This window comes from Streptomyces sp. NPDC048671 (genome assembly GCF_055587045.1).
Genome location: NZ_JBVJHB010000009.1, coordinates 260,986 through 277,808, shown reverse-complemented (window position 1 = coordinate 277,808; position 16,823 = coordinate 260,986). Strand labels below are relative to the sequence as shown.

The 16,823-nt window shown below is 69.2% G+C and carries 12 protein-coding genes; 4 read left to right on the top strand and 8 right to left on the bottom strand.

All coding sequences use genetic code 11. The annotated features are described in order from the left end of the window. Positions 1-120 precede the first annotated feature (120 nt). Genes ACZ6S6_RS20150 through ACZ6S6_RS20140 form a run of 3 tightly spaced genes read right to left on the bottom strand, consistent with a single transcriptional unit; the run spans position 121 to position 5,842 of the window. Positions 121-2,736 (bottom strand): aminotransferase class III-fold pyridoxal phosphate-dependent enzyme, encoded by a 2,616-nt coding sequence (locus ACZ6S6_RS20150; protein ID WP_469706417.1) that lies wholly within the window; start codon positions 2,734-2,736, stop codon positions 121-123. Between the two features lie 14 nt (positions 2,737-2,750). Further along, positions 2,751-3,794 carry a 3-oxoacyl-[acyl-carrier-protein] synthase III C-terminal domain-containing protein gene (locus ACZ6S6_RS20145; RefSeq protein ID WP_362966067.1) on the bottom strand — a complete coding sequence of 348 codons (1,044 nt, stop codon included), beginning with the start codon at positions 3,792-3,794 and terminating at the stop codon, positions 2,751-2,753. Then, on the bottom strand, positions 3,791-5,842 hold the full coding sequence (locus ACZ6S6_RS20140) for an AMP-binding protein (RefSeq protein ID WP_469706416.1): 2,052 nt from the start codon (positions 5,840-5,842) through the stop codon (positions 3,791-3,793). Before ACZ6S6_RS20140 ends, ACZ6S6_RS20145 begins: the two co-directional genes overlap by 4 nt. A gap of 830 nt (positions 5,843-6,672) precedes the next feature. Between ACZ6S6_RS20140 and ACZ6S6_RS20135 the strand changes: the two genes are divergently transcribed. From ACZ6S6_RS20135 to ACZ6S6_RS20125, 3 genes are all read left to right on the top strand, one after another. Next, positions 6,673-7,680: a beta-ketoacyl-ACP synthase III gene (locus tag ACZ6S6_RS20135; protein ID WP_362966071.1), complete on the top strand. Its 1,008-nt coding sequence runs from the start codon at positions 6,673-6,675 to the stop codon at positions 7,678-7,680. 65 nt (positions 7,681-7,745) lie between these two features. Next, on the top strand, positions 7,746-7,988 hold the full coding sequence (locus ACZ6S6_RS20130; protein WP_362966073.1) for an acyl carrier protein: 243 nt from the start codon (positions 7,746-7,748) through the stop codon (positions 7,986-7,988). Further along, positions 7,985-9,211, top strand: a complete 1,227-nt coding sequence (locus tag ACZ6S6_RS20125) for a beta-ketoacyl-[acyl-carrier-protein] synthase family protein (protein WP_469706415.1) — start codon at positions 7,985-7,987, stop codon at positions 9,209-9,211. Before ACZ6S6_RS20130 ends, ACZ6S6_RS20125 begins: the two co-directional genes overlap by 4 nt. Positions 9,212-9,362: 151 nt before the next feature. On the opposite strand, the gene ACZ6S6_RS20120 is transcribed toward ACZ6S6_RS20125, so the two are convergent. Genes ACZ6S6_RS20120 through mtnA form a run of 4 tightly spaced genes read right to left on the bottom strand, consistent with a single transcriptional unit; the run spans position 9,363 to position 13,346 of the window. Next, positions 9,363-10,187, bottom strand: a complete 825-nt coding sequence (locus ACZ6S6_RS20120; RefSeq protein ID WP_469706414.1) for an S-methyl-5'-thioadenosine phosphorylase — start codon at positions 10,185-10,187, stop codon at positions 9,363-9,365. Then, positions 10,184-10,942: an acireductone synthase gene (mtnC, locus tag ACZ6S6_RS20115; protein WP_469706413.1), complete on the bottom strand. Its 759-nt coding sequence runs from the start codon at positions 10,940-10,942 to the stop codon at positions 10,184-10,186. Before mtnC ends, ACZ6S6_RS20120 begins: the two co-directional genes overlap by 4 nt. Then, positions 10,939-11,517 (bottom strand): 1,2-dihydroxy-3-keto-5-methylthiopentene dioxygenase, encoded by a 579-nt coding sequence (locus ACZ6S6_RS20110; RefSeq protein WP_362966081.1) that lies wholly within the window; start codon positions 11,515-11,517, stop codon positions 10,939-10,941. The genes mtnC and ACZ6S6_RS20110 overlap by 4 nt, the downstream gene beginning before the upstream one ends. Before the next feature lie 26 nt (positions 11,518-11,543). Then, positions 11,544-13,346 carry an S-methyl-5-thioribose-1-phosphate isomerase gene (mtnA, locus tag ACZ6S6_RS20105; RefSeq protein ID WP_469706412.1) on the bottom strand — a complete coding sequence of 601 codons (1,803 nt, stop codon included), beginning with the start codon at positions 13,344-13,346 and terminating at the stop codon, positions 11,544-11,546. 997 nt (positions 13,347-14,343) lie between these two features. Here mtnA and ACZ6S6_RS20100 point away from each other — a divergent pair. Then, entirely contained in the window at positions 14,344-15,519 is a 1,176-nt protein-coding gene (locus ACZ6S6_RS20100) for an RsbRD N-terminal domain-containing protein (protein WP_469706411.1), read from the top strand. A 122-nt stretch (positions 15,520-15,641) separates the two neighbouring features. Here the strand turns inward: ACZ6S6_RS20100 and ACZ6S6_RS20095 are convergent, their stop codons facing one another. Further along, complete coding sequence (locus tag ACZ6S6_RS20095) at positions 15,642-16,775, bottom strand: PucR family transcriptional regulator (protein WP_362966087.1); 1,134 nt, start codon at positions 16,773-16,775, stop codon at positions 15,642-15,644. Positions 16,776-16,823 lie beyond the last annotated feature (48 nt).

The following is a 16,823-nucleotide window of genomic DNA, read 5'->3' as shown; positions in this document are numbered from 1 at the left end:
AGCGTGCTGAACCTGGTACGCAGGCCGCGGAACGGCCGGCGAAGGCATCCGGGCCGGAAGGGGTGCGGCCCGGAATCCCGTCGCGCGGTGCGCGGCGCCCCGGCGCGGCGCCGCGGCCACTCACGTCATGAAGAAGCCGTCATTCGCCATGTCCGCCACACTGAGGTCGAAGGCCTTGCTCGTGGCGGCCAGGTCCTCGTGTGTATGGGCGGTGCTGAGCAGGAAACTGTGCAACTCGGGCATGTACACGCCGTGCTGTCGCATGTAGTAGGCGAGCGCGATGGTGGCCTTGAAGTTGCTGCCGGCCATCCGCTCCCGGTAGATGCCCGCCGACCGGTGGCTGAAGTTGAGCGAGAAGATCGAGTTGCGGGCGTTGATACGGCAGGAGATACCGCGTTTACCGGTGCTCTCGACGAACTGGTCCCGCAGCCATCGCGTCTTGGTCTCCAGCTCCTCGTACAGATGCTGGTTCGCACGCAGATGGGTGAGCACCGCCGTACCCACCCGGCATGTCAGCGAGTTACCGCTGAGCGTGCCGCCGGCGAAGGCCTTCTGCTCGTAGTCGAGGAAGGGGTCCTCGGAGCTCTTGCACGTCTCCATCAGTCCGGCGCGTCCCACCACCGCACCACAGGGCAGGCCACCGCCGATGATCTTTCCCAGGCAGGTGAGCTCCGGCTCGATCCCGGCCATCGTCTGCGCCCCGCCGTACTCCACCCGGAATCCCGTGACGACCTCGTCGAACACCAGGGGAACGCCCGTCTCGGTGCACACCTTCCGCAGCGCGGAGAGGAATTCCAGGTCGAACGTCGTCGTCGAGGACGGCATCGGCTCCGCGATGACGCAGGCGAGCTCGTCGGCGTGCTCGCGCAGCCGCTCCAGACCGCCTATGTCCCCGTACTGGAGCACCATCGTGCTCTCCACGACGTCCGCGTCTGAGCCGAGGGTTCCGGCTATCGGCTCGGGGGCGTACTTGTGACCGGTGAAGCGGAACCAGGAGCTGACCATGCCCTGGTCCGAGAAGCCGTGGTAGTGGCCCTCGAACTTGGCCACGACCTTGCGCTTGCGGGCCGCGCGGCACAGACGTATCGCCAGGAGTACGGCCTCGGTGCCGGAGTTGCACAGCAGGGCCCTGTCCGCCGCCGGGAAGGCGTCGACGAGTATTTCGGCCAGCTCCACCTCCGGCTCGTGGCCTATCCCGTTCACCAGGCCGGCCGCCACACCCGAGGTGATCGCCTCGTTGACCACCGGATGCGAGTAGCCGAGGATGTGCGGCCCGTACCCGCCGGAGAGGTCCACGTACTCATTGCCGTCGACGTCCCGGACCCGGCCGGCCCGAGCTTCCTTGACGAAGATCGGGTAGGTGCTGGGGAAGAAGTAGCGGTGGATATGGGTCGGCGCGACGAGCGAACGGTCCGCCCGGTCCCGTAACTCCAGGGAGCCCGGGATCTGGGCCGTGAACCGCTTGTCGAACCGTTCACGCACCGCCTTGCTCATGTAGGGCGAGTACCGGTCCGTGAACTTGCGGGCGTTCTCCCAGATGTTGATCTCCGGGTCCAGCTGCGTGGCGAACCCCTCGCACGACAGGAAGACCAGCTCGACCTTGGTGAAACTGGCGGTGTACCGGGCACCGTACTTCCGCAGGATGTCACTGACGTCCCGGAAGTAGCTGATCGTCGACCACCGGTTCGAGGCGGTGTCGAAGTGGTGCTCCAGTGCCGCCGCGAGTTCGGAACGGTACTCGGCCCACCTCTCTCGCAGATGCTCGCCGCCGGTGACGAAGTGGGCGGTGAACCGCTCCACGGCGATGTCCCACTCCTTGCGGGTACACGCGTAGTAGAACGAGGACAGGCCCCACTTCTCGTCCTCGGTCAGTTCGACCGTGATCCCGTAGTCGAGCAGGATCAGCTCGCCCTCCTCGGAGAAGAGGATGTTCCCGGGGTGCGGGTCTCCGTGCGACAGGCCGTGCATGTACAGCATCGTGTAGATCGTGTCCTGCAGGCGCCGGGCCAGCTGCGCCGCCGGCAGCCGAACCTGATGGGCGGCGTTCCCACGGATGCCTTCCATGAACTCCATGGTGAGCATGCGCGGGGTCACCAGATCGGGAATCACGCGCGGCACCCGAACGTAGGGGTGGCCCTCGAAGTTCCGGTACACCGCCTTCTGCCGAACCGCTTCCAGCAGCATGTCGGCCTGGGAGCGGAACAACGTGGCGACCTCGGTGAAGCGCCGCACGCCGTCCGAGGCGGCCACGACCGGGACCACCTTCTCGGCGAGGCGGACGCTCCGGCCCATGATGCGCAGATTCTGCTCAATGTGCTCGGGCACACCTTCCTTCACCAGCTTCACGGCGACCTTCTGGCCGTCCAGCAGCCGGGCCCGGTGCACCTGGGCGACCGAACCGCTGGCCACCGGTTCGAGGTCGAACTCCCGGAAGACGCTGTTCATGGGCGCGCGCAGTTCCCGTGTGACGACGGCATGTGTGGTGGCCGCGTCCATGTGCGGAGCGTCGTCCTGGAGTGTGCGGAGCTTGTCGGCCCACTCGGAGGGGACCAGGTCCGACCGTGTGGCGAGCAGCTGGCCCAGCTTCATGTAGATCGGCCCTGCCTCCACGAGGCAGTCCAGCAGCCGCTCGGCCTCCTCGGCCCGCAGCTCGTCACGGTTGGACCGGAAGCGCGATACGGCGTACCCGAAACCGTGCCCCAGCGCGTTGCCGACGGACTTCAGCGGTGTGCCCATTTTCCATCCTCCGGTCAGTACACGAATGAGAAGGCGCTGAAGGACATGCCGGCGCTTCCGACCCAGCCGATCGCACGGTCTCCCCGGCTCAGACGCCCCTCGTCCACCGCGGTGGCGATGGCGGTCGGCACCGAGGCCGAGACGATGTTTCCGGTGTCCTGAAAGACGTGGTGGATCTGGTCGCCCAGGCCGACGGTGTCCGCCATCTCCTGCCAGAACCGTTTCGACGAGGCATGCGTGAAGACCGCCGTGATCTCGTCCGCCGGTGCGTCGAGGCGCTTGAACACTTCCATGGCCTCAATGCGGGCGGCCTCGTGCAGGTCGAATCCGAAGGACGTGAACCGGCCGACCCCGTTCCTGGCGACCTTCTCCGACGGCAGGGAGAAGTCCGCGTAGCCCGCCATGGGGATGTTGCACAGTTCCGCCAGGTCCGGGCGCGACGAGAACTCGAAGGACCACGGAGTCTCCCCTTCGGCGGTCAGGATCGTCGCGGACGCGGCCTCGCCGAGGGTGTAGGCGGGGAAGCTCCAGGTGATCTCATCAGCGTGTCGCAGGGTGAACACGTCCGGGTAGACGGCCCCGCCCGGCCGCATGTTGAACTCGGCGTTGACGAGCATCGCCGTGCGGCACGCCCCCGAGGCGAACAGGCCCTCGGCCAGCTGGACCGCCCGCGTCCAGCTCATGCACGCGTCCAGGACGTCGAAGCACTGGGCCCGCTTGATGCCCAGGGCCGCTGCCGCGTGGTAGGCGCCGCCCGGCTCCAGGAACCCCCTGCCGATGCCGGTGTAGATGACGACATCGATGCTCTCGCGCGCCATTCCCGCCTCGCCTAAGGCCTGTTCGGCCGCGCGTACCAGCAGGTCGATCGGACGCTCCTGCCCGGTGGACCACAGTCGGGCCTCGGAACCCGAGTAGGCGAGCCAGAAGCTGATCTTCCGGAGTGCGTCCTCCATGTCGCCGTCGAAGCCGGGAGTGCTGTGCTCGCGGACCAGGCCGAGGATGTCGTCATTGGTGACACGCCGGGATGGCAGGGCCGCGGAGACGGCGGCGATCCTCATCGGTTCACCCCCGCGCCCATGGTGTCCGCGGTGGGACGGGCCAGCCGTTCCGCGACCAGGCCGGCCAGCGCGTCGATCGACTCCGATTCCCACATCCACTCCGGTGGCAGCTGGAGTCCGCTCCAGTCCTCAAGGCCCTGGTGCAGTTCCAGCATGTGCCGTGAGGTGACGGCGTGGGAGGACAGGGACAGTCGCGCGTCCACGTCGTCCCCCTGTCCGTCCAGCACCCGGTCGGCGATCCAGCTCTCGATGTACGTACGACAGCCGAGGCGGATCGCGTCGGCCGCGGAAGCGGCGGGCGCCGGGACGGGCCGCGCCGACGGTGTGGCGCCGGAGCCGGCCGCGACCGCGTCGACGCGAGCGAGAACGGCGATGCGGTCCTCCAGGACGTCGGCCTTGCACCGCGCCCGCTGGATCTTCCCGCTCGTGGTGACGGGGACGGAGCCCGCGCCGGTGATGAGGACCGAGGCGCCGATCTCATGGCGGGACCAGACCTCGTCACGGATCACGACGGCGACCTCCTCGGCGCGGCCCTCCGCGCGGGGGGCACACTCCGCCACCACCACGACTCGCTCGTGTCCGTCCTTCCGTACGCTGAACGCCGCGGTGCGGCCACGCCGGACGGCGGCGTGGCTCTCCTCGACGGTCCGTTCGATGTCCTGGGGGTGGTGGTTGACGCCGTCGATGATGACCAGGTCCTTGAGCCGTCCGCAGATGTAGAGCTCCCCGTGGTGGAGGAAGCCCAGATCGCCGGTCCTGAGGTACGTGTCGGTGTCGTCGCCCTCGATGCGGACTCCGAAGGTCTGCTCGCTCTCCTGCGGACGTCCCCAGTAACCGCGGGCCACGGTCGGGCCGTTCACCCAGACCTCGCCTGCGTGACCGTCGGGGAGACGGCGACGCGTCTCCGGCTCGACGATGGCGACCCGGGTGTCCGACACGGTCGTCCCGCACGCGACGAGAGGGCGTACCGCGTCGTCGGGGGGCAGTTCGGTGATGGGGGCACCTACGGTGATCTTGTCGAAGGTCCCCCACGAGGTGTCTGTGCCAGGTGCTTTGTTGGTGACCTTCAAAGTCGCCTCCGCAAGGCCGTAGGAGGGGCACAGGACCTCGGGCTTGAGGCCGTACGCGGTGAACGTCCGGCTGAACCGCCGGTGCGTGTCGGACTGCACGGGCTCGGCGCCGTTGCCGGCCGTGATGAGCGAGCTGAGGTCCAGTCCCGCCCGCTGCTCCTCGGTGGTCCCGTCGACGCAGAGGTCGTACGCGAAGTTCGGCGCCCCCGTGTGCGTTCCGTGGTACCGCGAGATCGCCTGAAGCCATCGGACCGGGCGGCGCACGAATGTCGTCGGTGCCATCAGCACGGAGTGGCAGCCGGCGTACACAGGGAGCAGGACCGAGCCGATCTGCCCGTAGTCGTGGAAGTGCGGCAGCCACGACACCCACCGGCTGGTGCCGTCGACCTGCCAGGAAAGAGCTGCCTCGGCGCACTGGACCACGGCGTTGCGGTGGCCGATGACCACGCCCTTGGGGGTGGAGGTGGAGCCGGAGGTGTACTGCAGGTAGGCGATGCCGTCCGGGGAGATGTCCGGTTCGGGCAGCGGGGGAAGGTCGCCCGCGAACTCGTCCGTGGCCAGCCAGGGCAGGCCCGCGACCCGCGTGTCCGAGGCGAACAAGGACTTCCGCCGCGCCCCCCGCCCCGTGGTCAGCACCGCGCCGGCCGCGCAGTCCCGCGCGATCGCCTCCACCGTCGGAGCCGTTCGCCGCTGCGGGACGTAGAGGGGGACGGCGATGATTCCGGCGTACAGGCAACCGAAGAACGTGACGATGTAGTCGAGGCCCGCCGGGTAAAGCAGCAGAACGCGGTCGCCGGGCGCAACGACCTCCCGCAGCCGGCCGGCCAGCACCCGGGCCCGGCCGTGCAGTTCCGCGTACGTCAGAGTACCCACAACATCGAGGTCGCCCTCAAGGAATGTGAACGCCGGCTGGTGGGGCTTCTCGTGTGCACGCTTCAGCAGAACGCGGACGAAGTCGGTTTCCGTTACAGATTCCACTTGGTTACCTCAATCTGAGGGCGACTAGTGAAGTTACCCGTCGGCTACAACCAGTCGGCCGCCGATACATGCGGAATCTCGCTGGAGGGAATGAGCGGTGCGTGGGCGAGGTTTCTGCTGCCTCTCGGCCAAAACGAGGCCCCCTCCCTTCCGCTCGGGGGACGCGGCCCGACGGCGCCAACGCTTTGAACCGTAAGGCTGCCACGGGCCGACGTGGCAGACAATGACAACAGTCCGAAGAGATCTCCGGGACGGCTTCCGAATACGGGAAGTCGCACGGTGGATCCCCGTTGATGCACGGTTCACAGGAATGCCATGCAGGCACGGTCGCGGGCCGGCCAACTCGGCTGGTCCGCCCGACAGTCAGCCACCATTCACCCCACCCTCATTACGGCCTTCCCGCTTTCCTCTTCCCCGTGAATCCGGTATGAGAGACTCCGATTATCGCGGTTTCCGCCATCGGCCCGGGTTCTTCTCTACTGCCAGGTATCCGGGCGGCATAAATGTTTGAGTACCCAGATTTTCCTTACCTCCGAAGAGAAGCACCAGGGATTTCCGACTCCTGTTCTTGCTCACGCAAGCCGCCCGATGGAAGGATCATGGCGCTCCGGTTCACCTTTCTCCATTCCCCGGCCCGGTACGAGAGGTGTCACGACTTCCGTTGGCCACGGCTCGTTCCGGGCCTGAGCACACGGTCGACGCCCCCTCGATCAACGGACCGAGGGCCCACTCGTCCAGCGCCACGACCTCCCCGTGCCGACATCGGCGGTGCCGGCCTCCCGCCCGCCGCCAATTCCTGTTCCTCCCTCAGGACCACGGAGTCATCTGGTATGACCTACGCATCCCCTCGTGCCGCCGTTCTGGCCGGCATCGGATCCTGGATACCGCCCGACATACTGACCAACGCGCAACTGGCGTCGCGGCTCGACACCAGTGACGAGTGGATCCGCTCCCGCACGGGCATCGAGAGTCGCCGCCGCGTCACGGCGGGCATGTCGACCTCGGACCTCGCCGTCGAGGCCGGCCGTCGCGCGCTGAAGTCCTCGGGATCCGACGCGGCCGACGCCGTGGTGCTGGCGACGTCCACACCGGACGAGCTCTGCCCGGCGACAGCGCCGTCCGTGGCGTCCCGGCTGGGCCTGGGCCAGGTCGCCGCCTTCGACGTATCCGCCGTCTGCGCGGGGTTCGTCTACGGCCTGGGCACGGCCGCCGGTCTCATCGCCGCCGACATCGCCGAGCGGGTTCTGCTGATCGGCGCCGAGGCGTTCACCAGTCTCATCGACCCCGACGACCGCACCACCGCCGCGATCTTCGGAGACGGCGCGGGGGCCGTTGTGCTGAGGGCCGGCCGGCCGGACGAGCCGGGAGCCATCACCTCCCTCGTGCTCGGCAGCGACGGCAGCGGAAGCGAGCTCCTGTACGTGCCCGCCGGAGGTGCCCGTCGGCGCGTGCCCACCGAAGGGGTGCCCCGGTTCCTCCAGTTGCAGGGCCGGGAGATCTTCCGCCACGCGGTACGGAACATGGCGTCCTCCTGCCGCGAGGCGACGGCGAGGGCGGGCTGGGAGCTCTCGGACGTCGACCGGCTGGTGGCCCATCAGGCCAATGCCCGGATTACCACGGCACTGGGCGGCACACTCGGCATTCCGCCCGAAAAGACGGCCTCCAACATCGCGCACGTGGGCAACACCGCCGCCGCATCGGTGCCGGTACTGCTCGACGAGGACAACGCCGGCAACGCTCTGACCCCCGGCCAACGGGTACTGATCACGGCCTTCGGCGGCGGACTCGCCTGGGGTGCGGCCACGCTCGTCTGGCCCTCGCTGGACAGCGTCGGCTGATCCGGACCACCCGGCCGGGCCGCACGCTCACGCTCTTTCCGACACACAACGGTCAAGGAACTGACATGAATGGTTTTGAGGCGCTCAAGAAGATCATGATCGACGAGCTCAAGGTCTCCTCCGATCTGGTACGACCGGAGGCGTCCCTGGAGGAGGTCGAGTTCGACTCGCTCACCCTGGTGGAGCTGACCGTCATCCTCGAACGCGATCTGGATGTGGAGATCCACGACCACGAGCTGCGCGACCTGGCCACCCTCGCCGACATGGGCCGGCTGGTGGAGGACCGGGCAGCCCAGGGAGCGGTATGACGCTGCCGACCGACATCGCGGTCACCGGCCTCGGGCTCGTCACCCCGGCCGGGATTGGCGTCGGGCACAACTGGGCGGTAGTGCGGGCGGCACGAGGGACCGAGGCCGCCCTCGACCCCGAACTGAAGGGCATGCCGGTCGAGCTGTCCTGCCGGGTCCCCGGTTTCGATCCCGATCGTCTGCTGGGCGGCAGGAAGGCCCGCCGCCTCGACCGCTTCGTCCAGTTCGCCCTGGTCGCCGCCCGTGAGGCCCTGACGGATTCCGGTCTGGACCCCGCCGGCTGGGACGGCGCCCGGGTGGGCGTGGTGCTGGGAAGTGCCGCGGGCGGCATCCACACCTACGAGCGGCAGCACGAGGTGCTCCTCGGCCAGAAGCCCCAGCGTGTATCACCGCTACTGCTTGCCATGCATCTGCCGAACATGCTGGCCGGACAAGTGGCGATCGAGTTCGGCGCCACTGGCCCGAATCTCGTGGTGGCCACGGCCTGCGCCTCCGGCAGCACCGCCGTGGCCACCGCGTGCGACCTGCTGACGCTCGGGCGATGCGATGTCGTCCTGGCCGGAGGCAGTGAGGCGATGATCACGCCGCTGGCCATGTCGGGCTTCGCCAATATGGGAGCCCTGTCCCGGCGCAGCGAGCACCCCGAAGGGGCCTCGCGCCCCTTCGACCGCGAACGCGACGGCTTCGTCGCCGGCGAGGGCGCCGGACTCCTCGTCCTCGAACGCACCGCGGACGCGCGTGCCCGGAGTGCTCGCGTCCGCGCCCGGGTCCTCGGCCACGGAACGAGCGCGGACGCCCATCACATCACCGCGCCCCAACCCGAAGGACGCGGTCTGGAACAGGCCATGCGCCAGGCACTGGCCGGCGCCGGCGCCGCGCCGGGCGACGTCTCGTACATCAACGCGCACGGCACGTCCACGCCGCTCAACGACCTCGCGGAGTCAAGGACGCTGCGCAGAGTCATCCCTGGCGGGCCGTTCGTCAGCTCCACCAAGGGAGTCACCGGGCATCTCCTCGGTGCGGCGGGAGCGGTCGAGGCCGCCTACACGGTGCTCACCGTCGAGGAGGGCGTCCTCCCTCCGACGGCCAATCTCACGGACCAGGACCCGGAGATCGACATCAACGCCGTCACGGCCCCGACGGCTCACCCGGTCGGCCTCGCGCTGAGCAACTCGATGGGCTTCGGCGGTCAGAACACCGTTCTGGCCTTCGCCCCCGCGTGACCGTGCGGTTCCTCATGGCATCGGACACCCCGCTTCTTCGCGGGGGACATGGGCTCAGGCAGCGTACTGAACCGCTGTGCCGGACCCCACGTCCCCCGGTCACGCGTCTCCCCGGAGCCGGCCCCGGCGCGTCGTTCAGCCGGCGCGTCGTTCAGCCGGCGAGGAAGGGCGCGTCCACGCCGTCCAGCGCGCGTGCGCAGCGGCAGACGCGGTCCTCGGGAAGCCGGGTCACGGTGGCCAGGACCAGATCACGCAGGCGCCCGAGATTGCGGGAGAAGACCTCGTAGACGTCCTCCTGGGCCACGCTCTCCTCGGCGTCCAGTCCCGCGTCCAGATCTGTCACCAGCGCCACCGACGTGTAGCACAGGGCCAGTTCGCGGGCGAGGGACGCCTCCGGCATCCCCGTCATGTTCACCAGCGACCACCCCTGCGCCGCGTACCACCGGGACTCGGCGCGGCTGGAGAAGCGCGGACCCTCGATCACGACCATCGTTTCCCCGTCGACGAGCGGCTCGCCGCCGTTGTCGGCCCCCGCCTCGAGTACGGCGGCCCGGCCCGCAGCACAGTAAGGGTCCGCGAACGACACATGGGAGACGACGTCGTCGAAGAAGGTCGCCGGCCGGCCCGCCGTACGGTCCACCACCTGGTCCGGGACGACGACGGTGCCCGGCCCGAGTTCGCGGCGCAGCGATCCCACGGCGCAGGGGGCGATGATCTGCCCGACGCCGAGGGAGCGCAACGCCCAGAGGTTCGCCCGGTAGTTGATGCGGTGGGGCGGCAGGGAGTGGTCGCGGCCGTGCCGGGGCAGGAAGGCGACCCGCCGGCCGCCGACCGTGCCCAGCGTCACGGTGTCGGCCGGGTCCCCGTACGGGGTGGACACGGTGACTTCCGTGGCGTCGGACAGCAGGGCGTAGAGCCCGGTGCCACCGATCACTCCGATCTCGGCGCGGGCGAGGGCATCATGAGCGGTGTTCATGCGGGTGGCACCTTTCCGGCATTCTTCTCAGGGGTACGGTCGGAGTTCTTCGTCCGCCGCACGCTCAGGGCGGTCAGGGCCGGCACCGTGACGTGATCGGGCACACCGGAGCCGCGCGGATCGTCGTCCCTGCGGACGCCGACGCTGTGCCATCCCGCTGCGGTGGCGGCGTCCAGTTCGTTCCCGCTGTCGCTCAGAAAGACACATGTCCCGGCCGGAACCCCGATCATGTCCCGGATCCGCCGGTAGGAGCCCGGGGCGTTCTTGGGGCCCGCGGTCTCCAGGTCGAAGTAGCCGTCCAGCAGAACGGACAGGTCCCCGAACCCGGTGTGGCGGAACCAGTCGAGCTGGGCCTTCACGGATCCGGAGGAGTACGTGTAGAGGCTGATGCCGTCGGCCCGCCACCTGCGCAGCACTTCGGGCACCTCCGGGTACACATGACCGTGCAAGGAGCCCGCCGAATAGCCTTCGGCCCAGATCCAGCCCTGGATCCTCTTGAGTGGGGCGGCCTTGACGTCCGCGTCCGACCATGCGGCCAGTTGCGACGCCGCGTCCGCGATGCCGAGTCCCGGGCGTCCCGACTCCTGCCGTATGTCGGCCAGCAGGTCCTTCAGGCGGGGGTCGCCCCGGTGCTGGTGGAGCCAGCCGGACAGCCGCTGTCGCGCGTAGGGGAACAGCACGTCCCGTACATGCGCCGGCGAGCCCGTGGTGCCCTCGATGTCGAGCACCACCGCGTTCGCGCGGAGACTGATCACAGGGCGGTTCCCGTCAGCTCGTCCAGCCGGGGGAAACGGCCGGCGATCGGCGCTCCGGTGAAGCCCCCCACCCAGCCGTCCTCCTCCTGGAAGAAGCGGATGGCCGCGAAGTCGGGGCGCTCCCCCATGTCGAACCAGTGGCGCACACCGGCGGGCACCGACAGCAGGTCTCCGGCCTCGCACAGGACGGCGAGAACACGCGTGTCCAGGTGCAGGGTGAACAGGCCGCGGCCGTGCGCGAAGAAGCGGACCTCGTCCTCACTGTGCTGGTGTTCCTCCAGGAAGGTCGCACGGGCCTTCGCTGCCCGTCCGCGCCATTCCTCGGTGGGGGCCGGATGCAGCCGGGCCATGTCGACGAGCTTCATGGAATCCCGGTCGCACACCTCTTCGATCTTGTCGCGGTACAGGTCCAGCAGGGCCTGATCATCCAGCTCCGGCGTGTCGCCGGTCCGGAGCGGCCAGCGCCGCAACGTGACGCCGTGAGCGTCGAGTTCGCTGATGACGCGCTCGTCGTCACGGGTTCGCAGCAGCACCGTCTCCGGTGCGTCGTCCGGCATGATCTGCAGGAGTGTCACGTCGAATCGTCCTTTCGCATGAGGCGTTACGCGGCCGGACGGGTCGTGTCCGGCTCACCGGTGAGCAGCAGCAGTTGGCAGATGGCCTCGACGCACTCCAGACGGTTGCGTGCCTGCCCCAGGTCGCGGCCCCAGACGGTCACTCCGTGGTCCGCCAGGAAAAGCACCGGCGGCGGCCCGGGGCAGTCGGACAGATACGCGGCCACGTCGTCGGCGATACGGGCGACGTCCGGCCAGTTGGGGAAGATGGGCAGATCGGCGTGGGTGGTGTCCTTGAGACCGAGCCCCTTGAGCAGTTCGAGGTCCTTCAGGGCCAGCCAGGAGAGCCGGTCGGCCGCGCCCAGCCGCCGGGCCAGGGCCGTGGCATACGGTGAGTGCACGTGCACGACGGCGTTCGCGTCCGCCGAGCGGTAGACGGCCGCGTGAATGGCGGTCTCGGCGGACGGACGCGGTCCGTCCCCGACGGGCAGGACGGGCCGCCCGGTGCCGGCGTCCACCAGCACCATGTCGGCCGATCCGATGGAGCCCTTGGCGAAGCCGCTGCCCGTGATGAGCGCGCGGGAGGGCTGTCCGGGCAGCCGCACCGAGAGGTTGCCCGAGGTTCCCGGCATCCAGCCCCGCGCGTATAGAGGGCGGCAGTAGTCGGCGAGGGCCCTGGCCGCGCGTATCCGGTGGCCGGACACCGCGCGGTTGTCGCTCTGCCGTGCGCCCGTCTCCCCGTCCGGGGCGGCGTCCGACTTCAGCGACGGCCTCAGGACCCGTGACTCGGAGACGACCGCCGTGATCAGCTCACACGGGGTGACGTCGAAGGCCGGGTTGAACACCGGGGCGTCCTCGGGTGCGATCCTGACGCCGCCCAGGGTCGTCACCTCGTCCGCACCGCGTTCCTCGACCACGATCCCGGAACCGTCCGGAAGTTGGGGGTCCCACGATGATTCCGGCGCCACGACGATGAACGGAATGCCGTGCCGCGCGGCTGCCACGGCCAGCGCGTACGTGCCGATCTTGTTAGCCGTGTCACCGTTCGCGGCGATGCGGTCCGCGCCCACCAGGACGCAGTCCACCATGGACCTCGACATGGCCGCCGCGGCCGCGGAGTCGGGGCACAGCCGGTAGGGCACGCCCGCCTCACGCAGCTCCCAGGCGGTGAGCCGGGCGCCCTGGAGGAGGGGGCGGGTCTCGTCCACCAGCACTTCGGCCACGCGGCCGCGGGCAGCCAGTTCCAGGATCGCGCCGAGCGCGGTGCCGACCGCTGCCGTGGCCAGACGGCCGGTGTTGCAGTGGGTGAGGATGCGCAGGGGCCGGTCGGGCTGGATCGCCGTCACCAGGTCCGCGGCACCGACTGCGGCCCTGCGGTTCGTGGTGATGTCCTCGTCGATCGCCTCCTGTGCGGCGCGAAGCACCGCGTCGGGCCCCTCCGGCAGCCGTTCGACCACCCGCGCGACCGCCCACGCCAGATTCACCGCGGTCGGCCGGGCGGTCGCGATCCTTTCGGCGTCGGCGCGGACCGCTGCCATGTCGGTGGTGCCGTTGTCCGCCGTGTGTGCGCGTGCGGACAGGGCCACGCCGAGCGCTCCGGCCAAGCCGATCGCGGGGGCGCCGCGCACCGCTAGCGAGCGGATGGCTTCGACCACCTCGTCCACGGTTTCCAGACGCGCCCACCGGGTCTCGTGCGGCAGCGCTCGTTGGTCGATGACGAGAATGGCCCCGTCGGACCAGACGAGCGAGGGGGCCACGTGCGGGTGTCGGACCTCGTCGGCCGACGGGGGCACGGCGGGGCCAGTGCCAGTGCCAGTGCCCGTGTCCGTGGAAGCGGGACGGGTGGTCATGATCCTCCCTTGGGACGAGCCGGACTGCTGTGTGTCGGATCGAGGGGTACGTCCCCGCGGCAAAGGGCGTCGGCCCGTCTTCCTCTCCGTACGCGAGGAGTGCCGGACGCCGAAACACCGCATTGCAGGCGGGCGGTTCGGGGCGCGGCGCACGTCTCGGCTCGAACCGAGACGTGCGGGACGGCATGAGGAACGGGAGAATCGACGGGGAACGACTGGGACGCAATGGTGTGGGCGGCGAGGCCTCTCCGATATCGGTCAGCCTGCCATCGCCCGATGCGCCCGGACAATGACAGCAGCGGGAAATATTTCTTCGTGATCTTCCCGGTCCGGGAAATCGGCGCGCTCCCGAAGCTCCCCGTTCCCACGCGGGCCGCCGTGGTCCCTCTCCCCTGCGAGGGCATCCAGCTGAACCGTCGCCTCACCTTCCTGCTCCCGCACCACACGGTGTTACCGGCCGTTCAGTATTCGCTTTTCGGCCAAGCTCCCGCACATGTGGCACCGGCCGCTGGTCGCGCTCTCAGGCGGCTCACGGGGCGGGCGCACCCCTGCGTTTGCACAGAAGTAATGCGGCGTCCCGGGACAGAATTCGAGTCGACATACTATTGACCGGCCCGTACGTTCACCCGGGCCCATATACTTGACACCCGCAAGTGGAATACTGACAGCCAAATGACGGGCGAGGGGTAAGAGTTGGCGGGTATTGGCCGAGCCCTGCCCTCCACCACGCCTCGTCAGTGTATGAACCACGCACGAGCGAGGCATCGTTCCCGCCCCGGGAAGAGCCTCACGAGCGGTTCCCCACGTCCCACGGGCTGATGCCCTCCGGACGTACGCGTCCAGACGCGCCCGGACTCCCTGGCCGGCAAGCCGTCCCGCACGGCTCCGCGCTCACCCCGACACCGCGCCGCCCTTCACCCCGCCCGTCCGCCCGCAGCCGGCGGACACCTCCGTGACACAGGTCTGGTTACTCTGAGCACCGAAGGACGCGATCGATATGACGGCACCCGACAGCAGTATCCGCATCTTCACGGAATGGCTTCTGGACCATCAGTCCGTCCTCGTCGACAAGACACTCACAGCGATCTGGCGCGACGGAATACCCTCAAGTCCGCTCGCGACCGATCCGGCGCTGACGAGGGTGGTCCGGCTGGAGACCGAGATGCTCGTCTCACAGTTCCTGCGAGGGCTCGAGAAACGGCAGAGAGTGCCCATACAGTCGCACGGGGCCCGGCATCTCGCCCGTCTCGCGGCGTTGCACGGGACGCCGTTGGAGGATCTCATATCGAGTTACCGGATAGCGTACGGTGTGGTCCAGGAGTCCTTCTTCCAAGCGGCACGGGAATCGGGAATAGACCCCTCCTGCGCATTGAGCGTCCTGCAGTTCTGTTGTCTTCAGTTACTGCGCCAGACGGAATCCCTCATCACCCTCGTGACCACTGAGTACCTGGACGAGACGGAGATGATCGGAAGCGACGAGAACGCGCTGCGGCTGCAAGCGGTACGGTCGGTTCTCGACGAGGTGGGACCCGCACCCGAACTACCCTGCTACGACCTGAGCGCGGAACATGTCGCCGTCGTGGCCCAGGGCCCGACGGCGACGAGCCTGGCGGCGTTCGCGCACCAATGCAAGAACGACGCGATCTCCGTGTTCACCGACCGCAACATCGTATGGGCGTGGTTCAGCGGTTCCGTCGGCCCGGCGGACATCCATGAGGCCGTGGCGGAACGGACGCAGCGCGGCTGTCTGGGTGCCGGTGAGCCGGGCAAGGATGTCGCGGGGTTCCGGCGGTCCCACCGGGAGGCCCAGTCCGCCTTCCGGGTGTGCGACTGGACGGGACGCAGGAGCGCGCGTTTCGCCGACATCGAACCGGAGGCCATCGGCCTCGCTGATGTCGATGCCACACGTGCCCTGGTCCACCGCCGCCTCGGCCAGTTGGTGGGCGGGAGCGCCCGGCACAAGTTGCTCCGCAAGACGCTTGAGGTCTACCTCGCATGCGGACAGAACGCCCGGTCCGCGGCCTTCAAACTCGGGCTCACGGAGCGAACGGTCGCCAACAGGCTTCAGGCGGCGCGTGCGCTCCTGCCACCGGACACCCGGATCTCCTCCCTCGAACTCGGGCTCGCGCTTCGGCTGCTGCCCCTGACCGTCAGCCGGCCGACGGTGCGCTAGGTGTTCTGCCCTGCCCCGGTGTCCCGCTCCACCCGGAGTCGCGCACGGGCGGCACCGCAACGGCGCCCCGTCGTGTCCCGGCTTCCGCGTCCGCGGGGAGGAGCGGCAACGGTCCGCCGGTCTCAGGGCCGCTGATCGGGGCCGTCCGGATCAGCGGGTCCCAGAGTCTCCAGCAGGCGCAGCGCGAGGGCGGTCTCCAACGATCCCGCGTCCGTGCCCGGCGGAAGAAGGTCACCGGCGTGCCGGAGCCGGTAGGCGACGGCCCGGCTGCTGACGTGCAGACGCCGAGCGGTCTCCCTGGCGTTCGACCCGCAGCCGAGGTAGATGCTGAGCGTCTTGCGGGCGGTCGCCGCCTGGCGGGTCGGCTGCGACAGATCTCCGAGCTGCCGCCGGATCAGGGTCTGCGACGCCTCGATGTCGGCCAGTGCTATGGCCTCGGGCGCCGAGGCGGAGAACCGCAGCACGGGCCGCTTCTGGTACGCGGCGACCCGGAGGGCCATGCGCGCCTCCGCGTGTGAATCGCAGAAGCCCTTGGGCCCCCGAGCCGGCTCTCCCACACCGACCCAGCAGCCGCCCTCGGCGGCTGCCTCCGCCGCGGCGATGATCACGTCCGCCTGGGGGACGGCGATCCACATCCAGCTGAGCTCCTCACCCGGCCGGACCACGCAGTACGGTGCCTTGACCGAGCGCACCAGCGTCCGTACGACCCGCTCGGACTCCGGACCCGACGCGGCCAGCGCGACATGGTCGCCGCGCACGTTGTAGAAATCCAGATTCGCGGGACGCTCCCCGTTCAGCACCGCCCGGACCGCGCGGAGCTGACGCGGGCCCCGAGCACGCGTGATCGCCTCCGCCTCCTCTCGGTACTCGACGACCACCAGTTCGCAGAGGTGCTCGATCTCGGCGAACAGGCGCCTGGTGCCGAGCCGTACCGCGCCAAGGGCCACACAGGTGTCCGCGGAGTCCGGCACCGCGTCGATCAGTGCCTCCTCCAGGAAGCGATGGCCCACGCGATAGGCGTCCAGCACGTCGCGCTCCGGTGTGCCGTTGCGCGCCGCCAGCCGGGCTATGTGGCGTGTCTCCGGGGGACACAGCGGCTCCGCGTCGTCGGTCAGCGCGTTGATCAGCTGGTGGACCACCGAACGGGTCTCGGCCACCACCGTGTCCGCGAGCCCTGGCTCGTCGATCAGTTCCTGGCCAACGCCTGACCGCCTGATCCCGTCGATGACCCTCCCCGTCAACACATCTATGGACACAAGGAGTTGATCCCTGGCAACACACAGCAATTCGGCCTCACGAGTCAC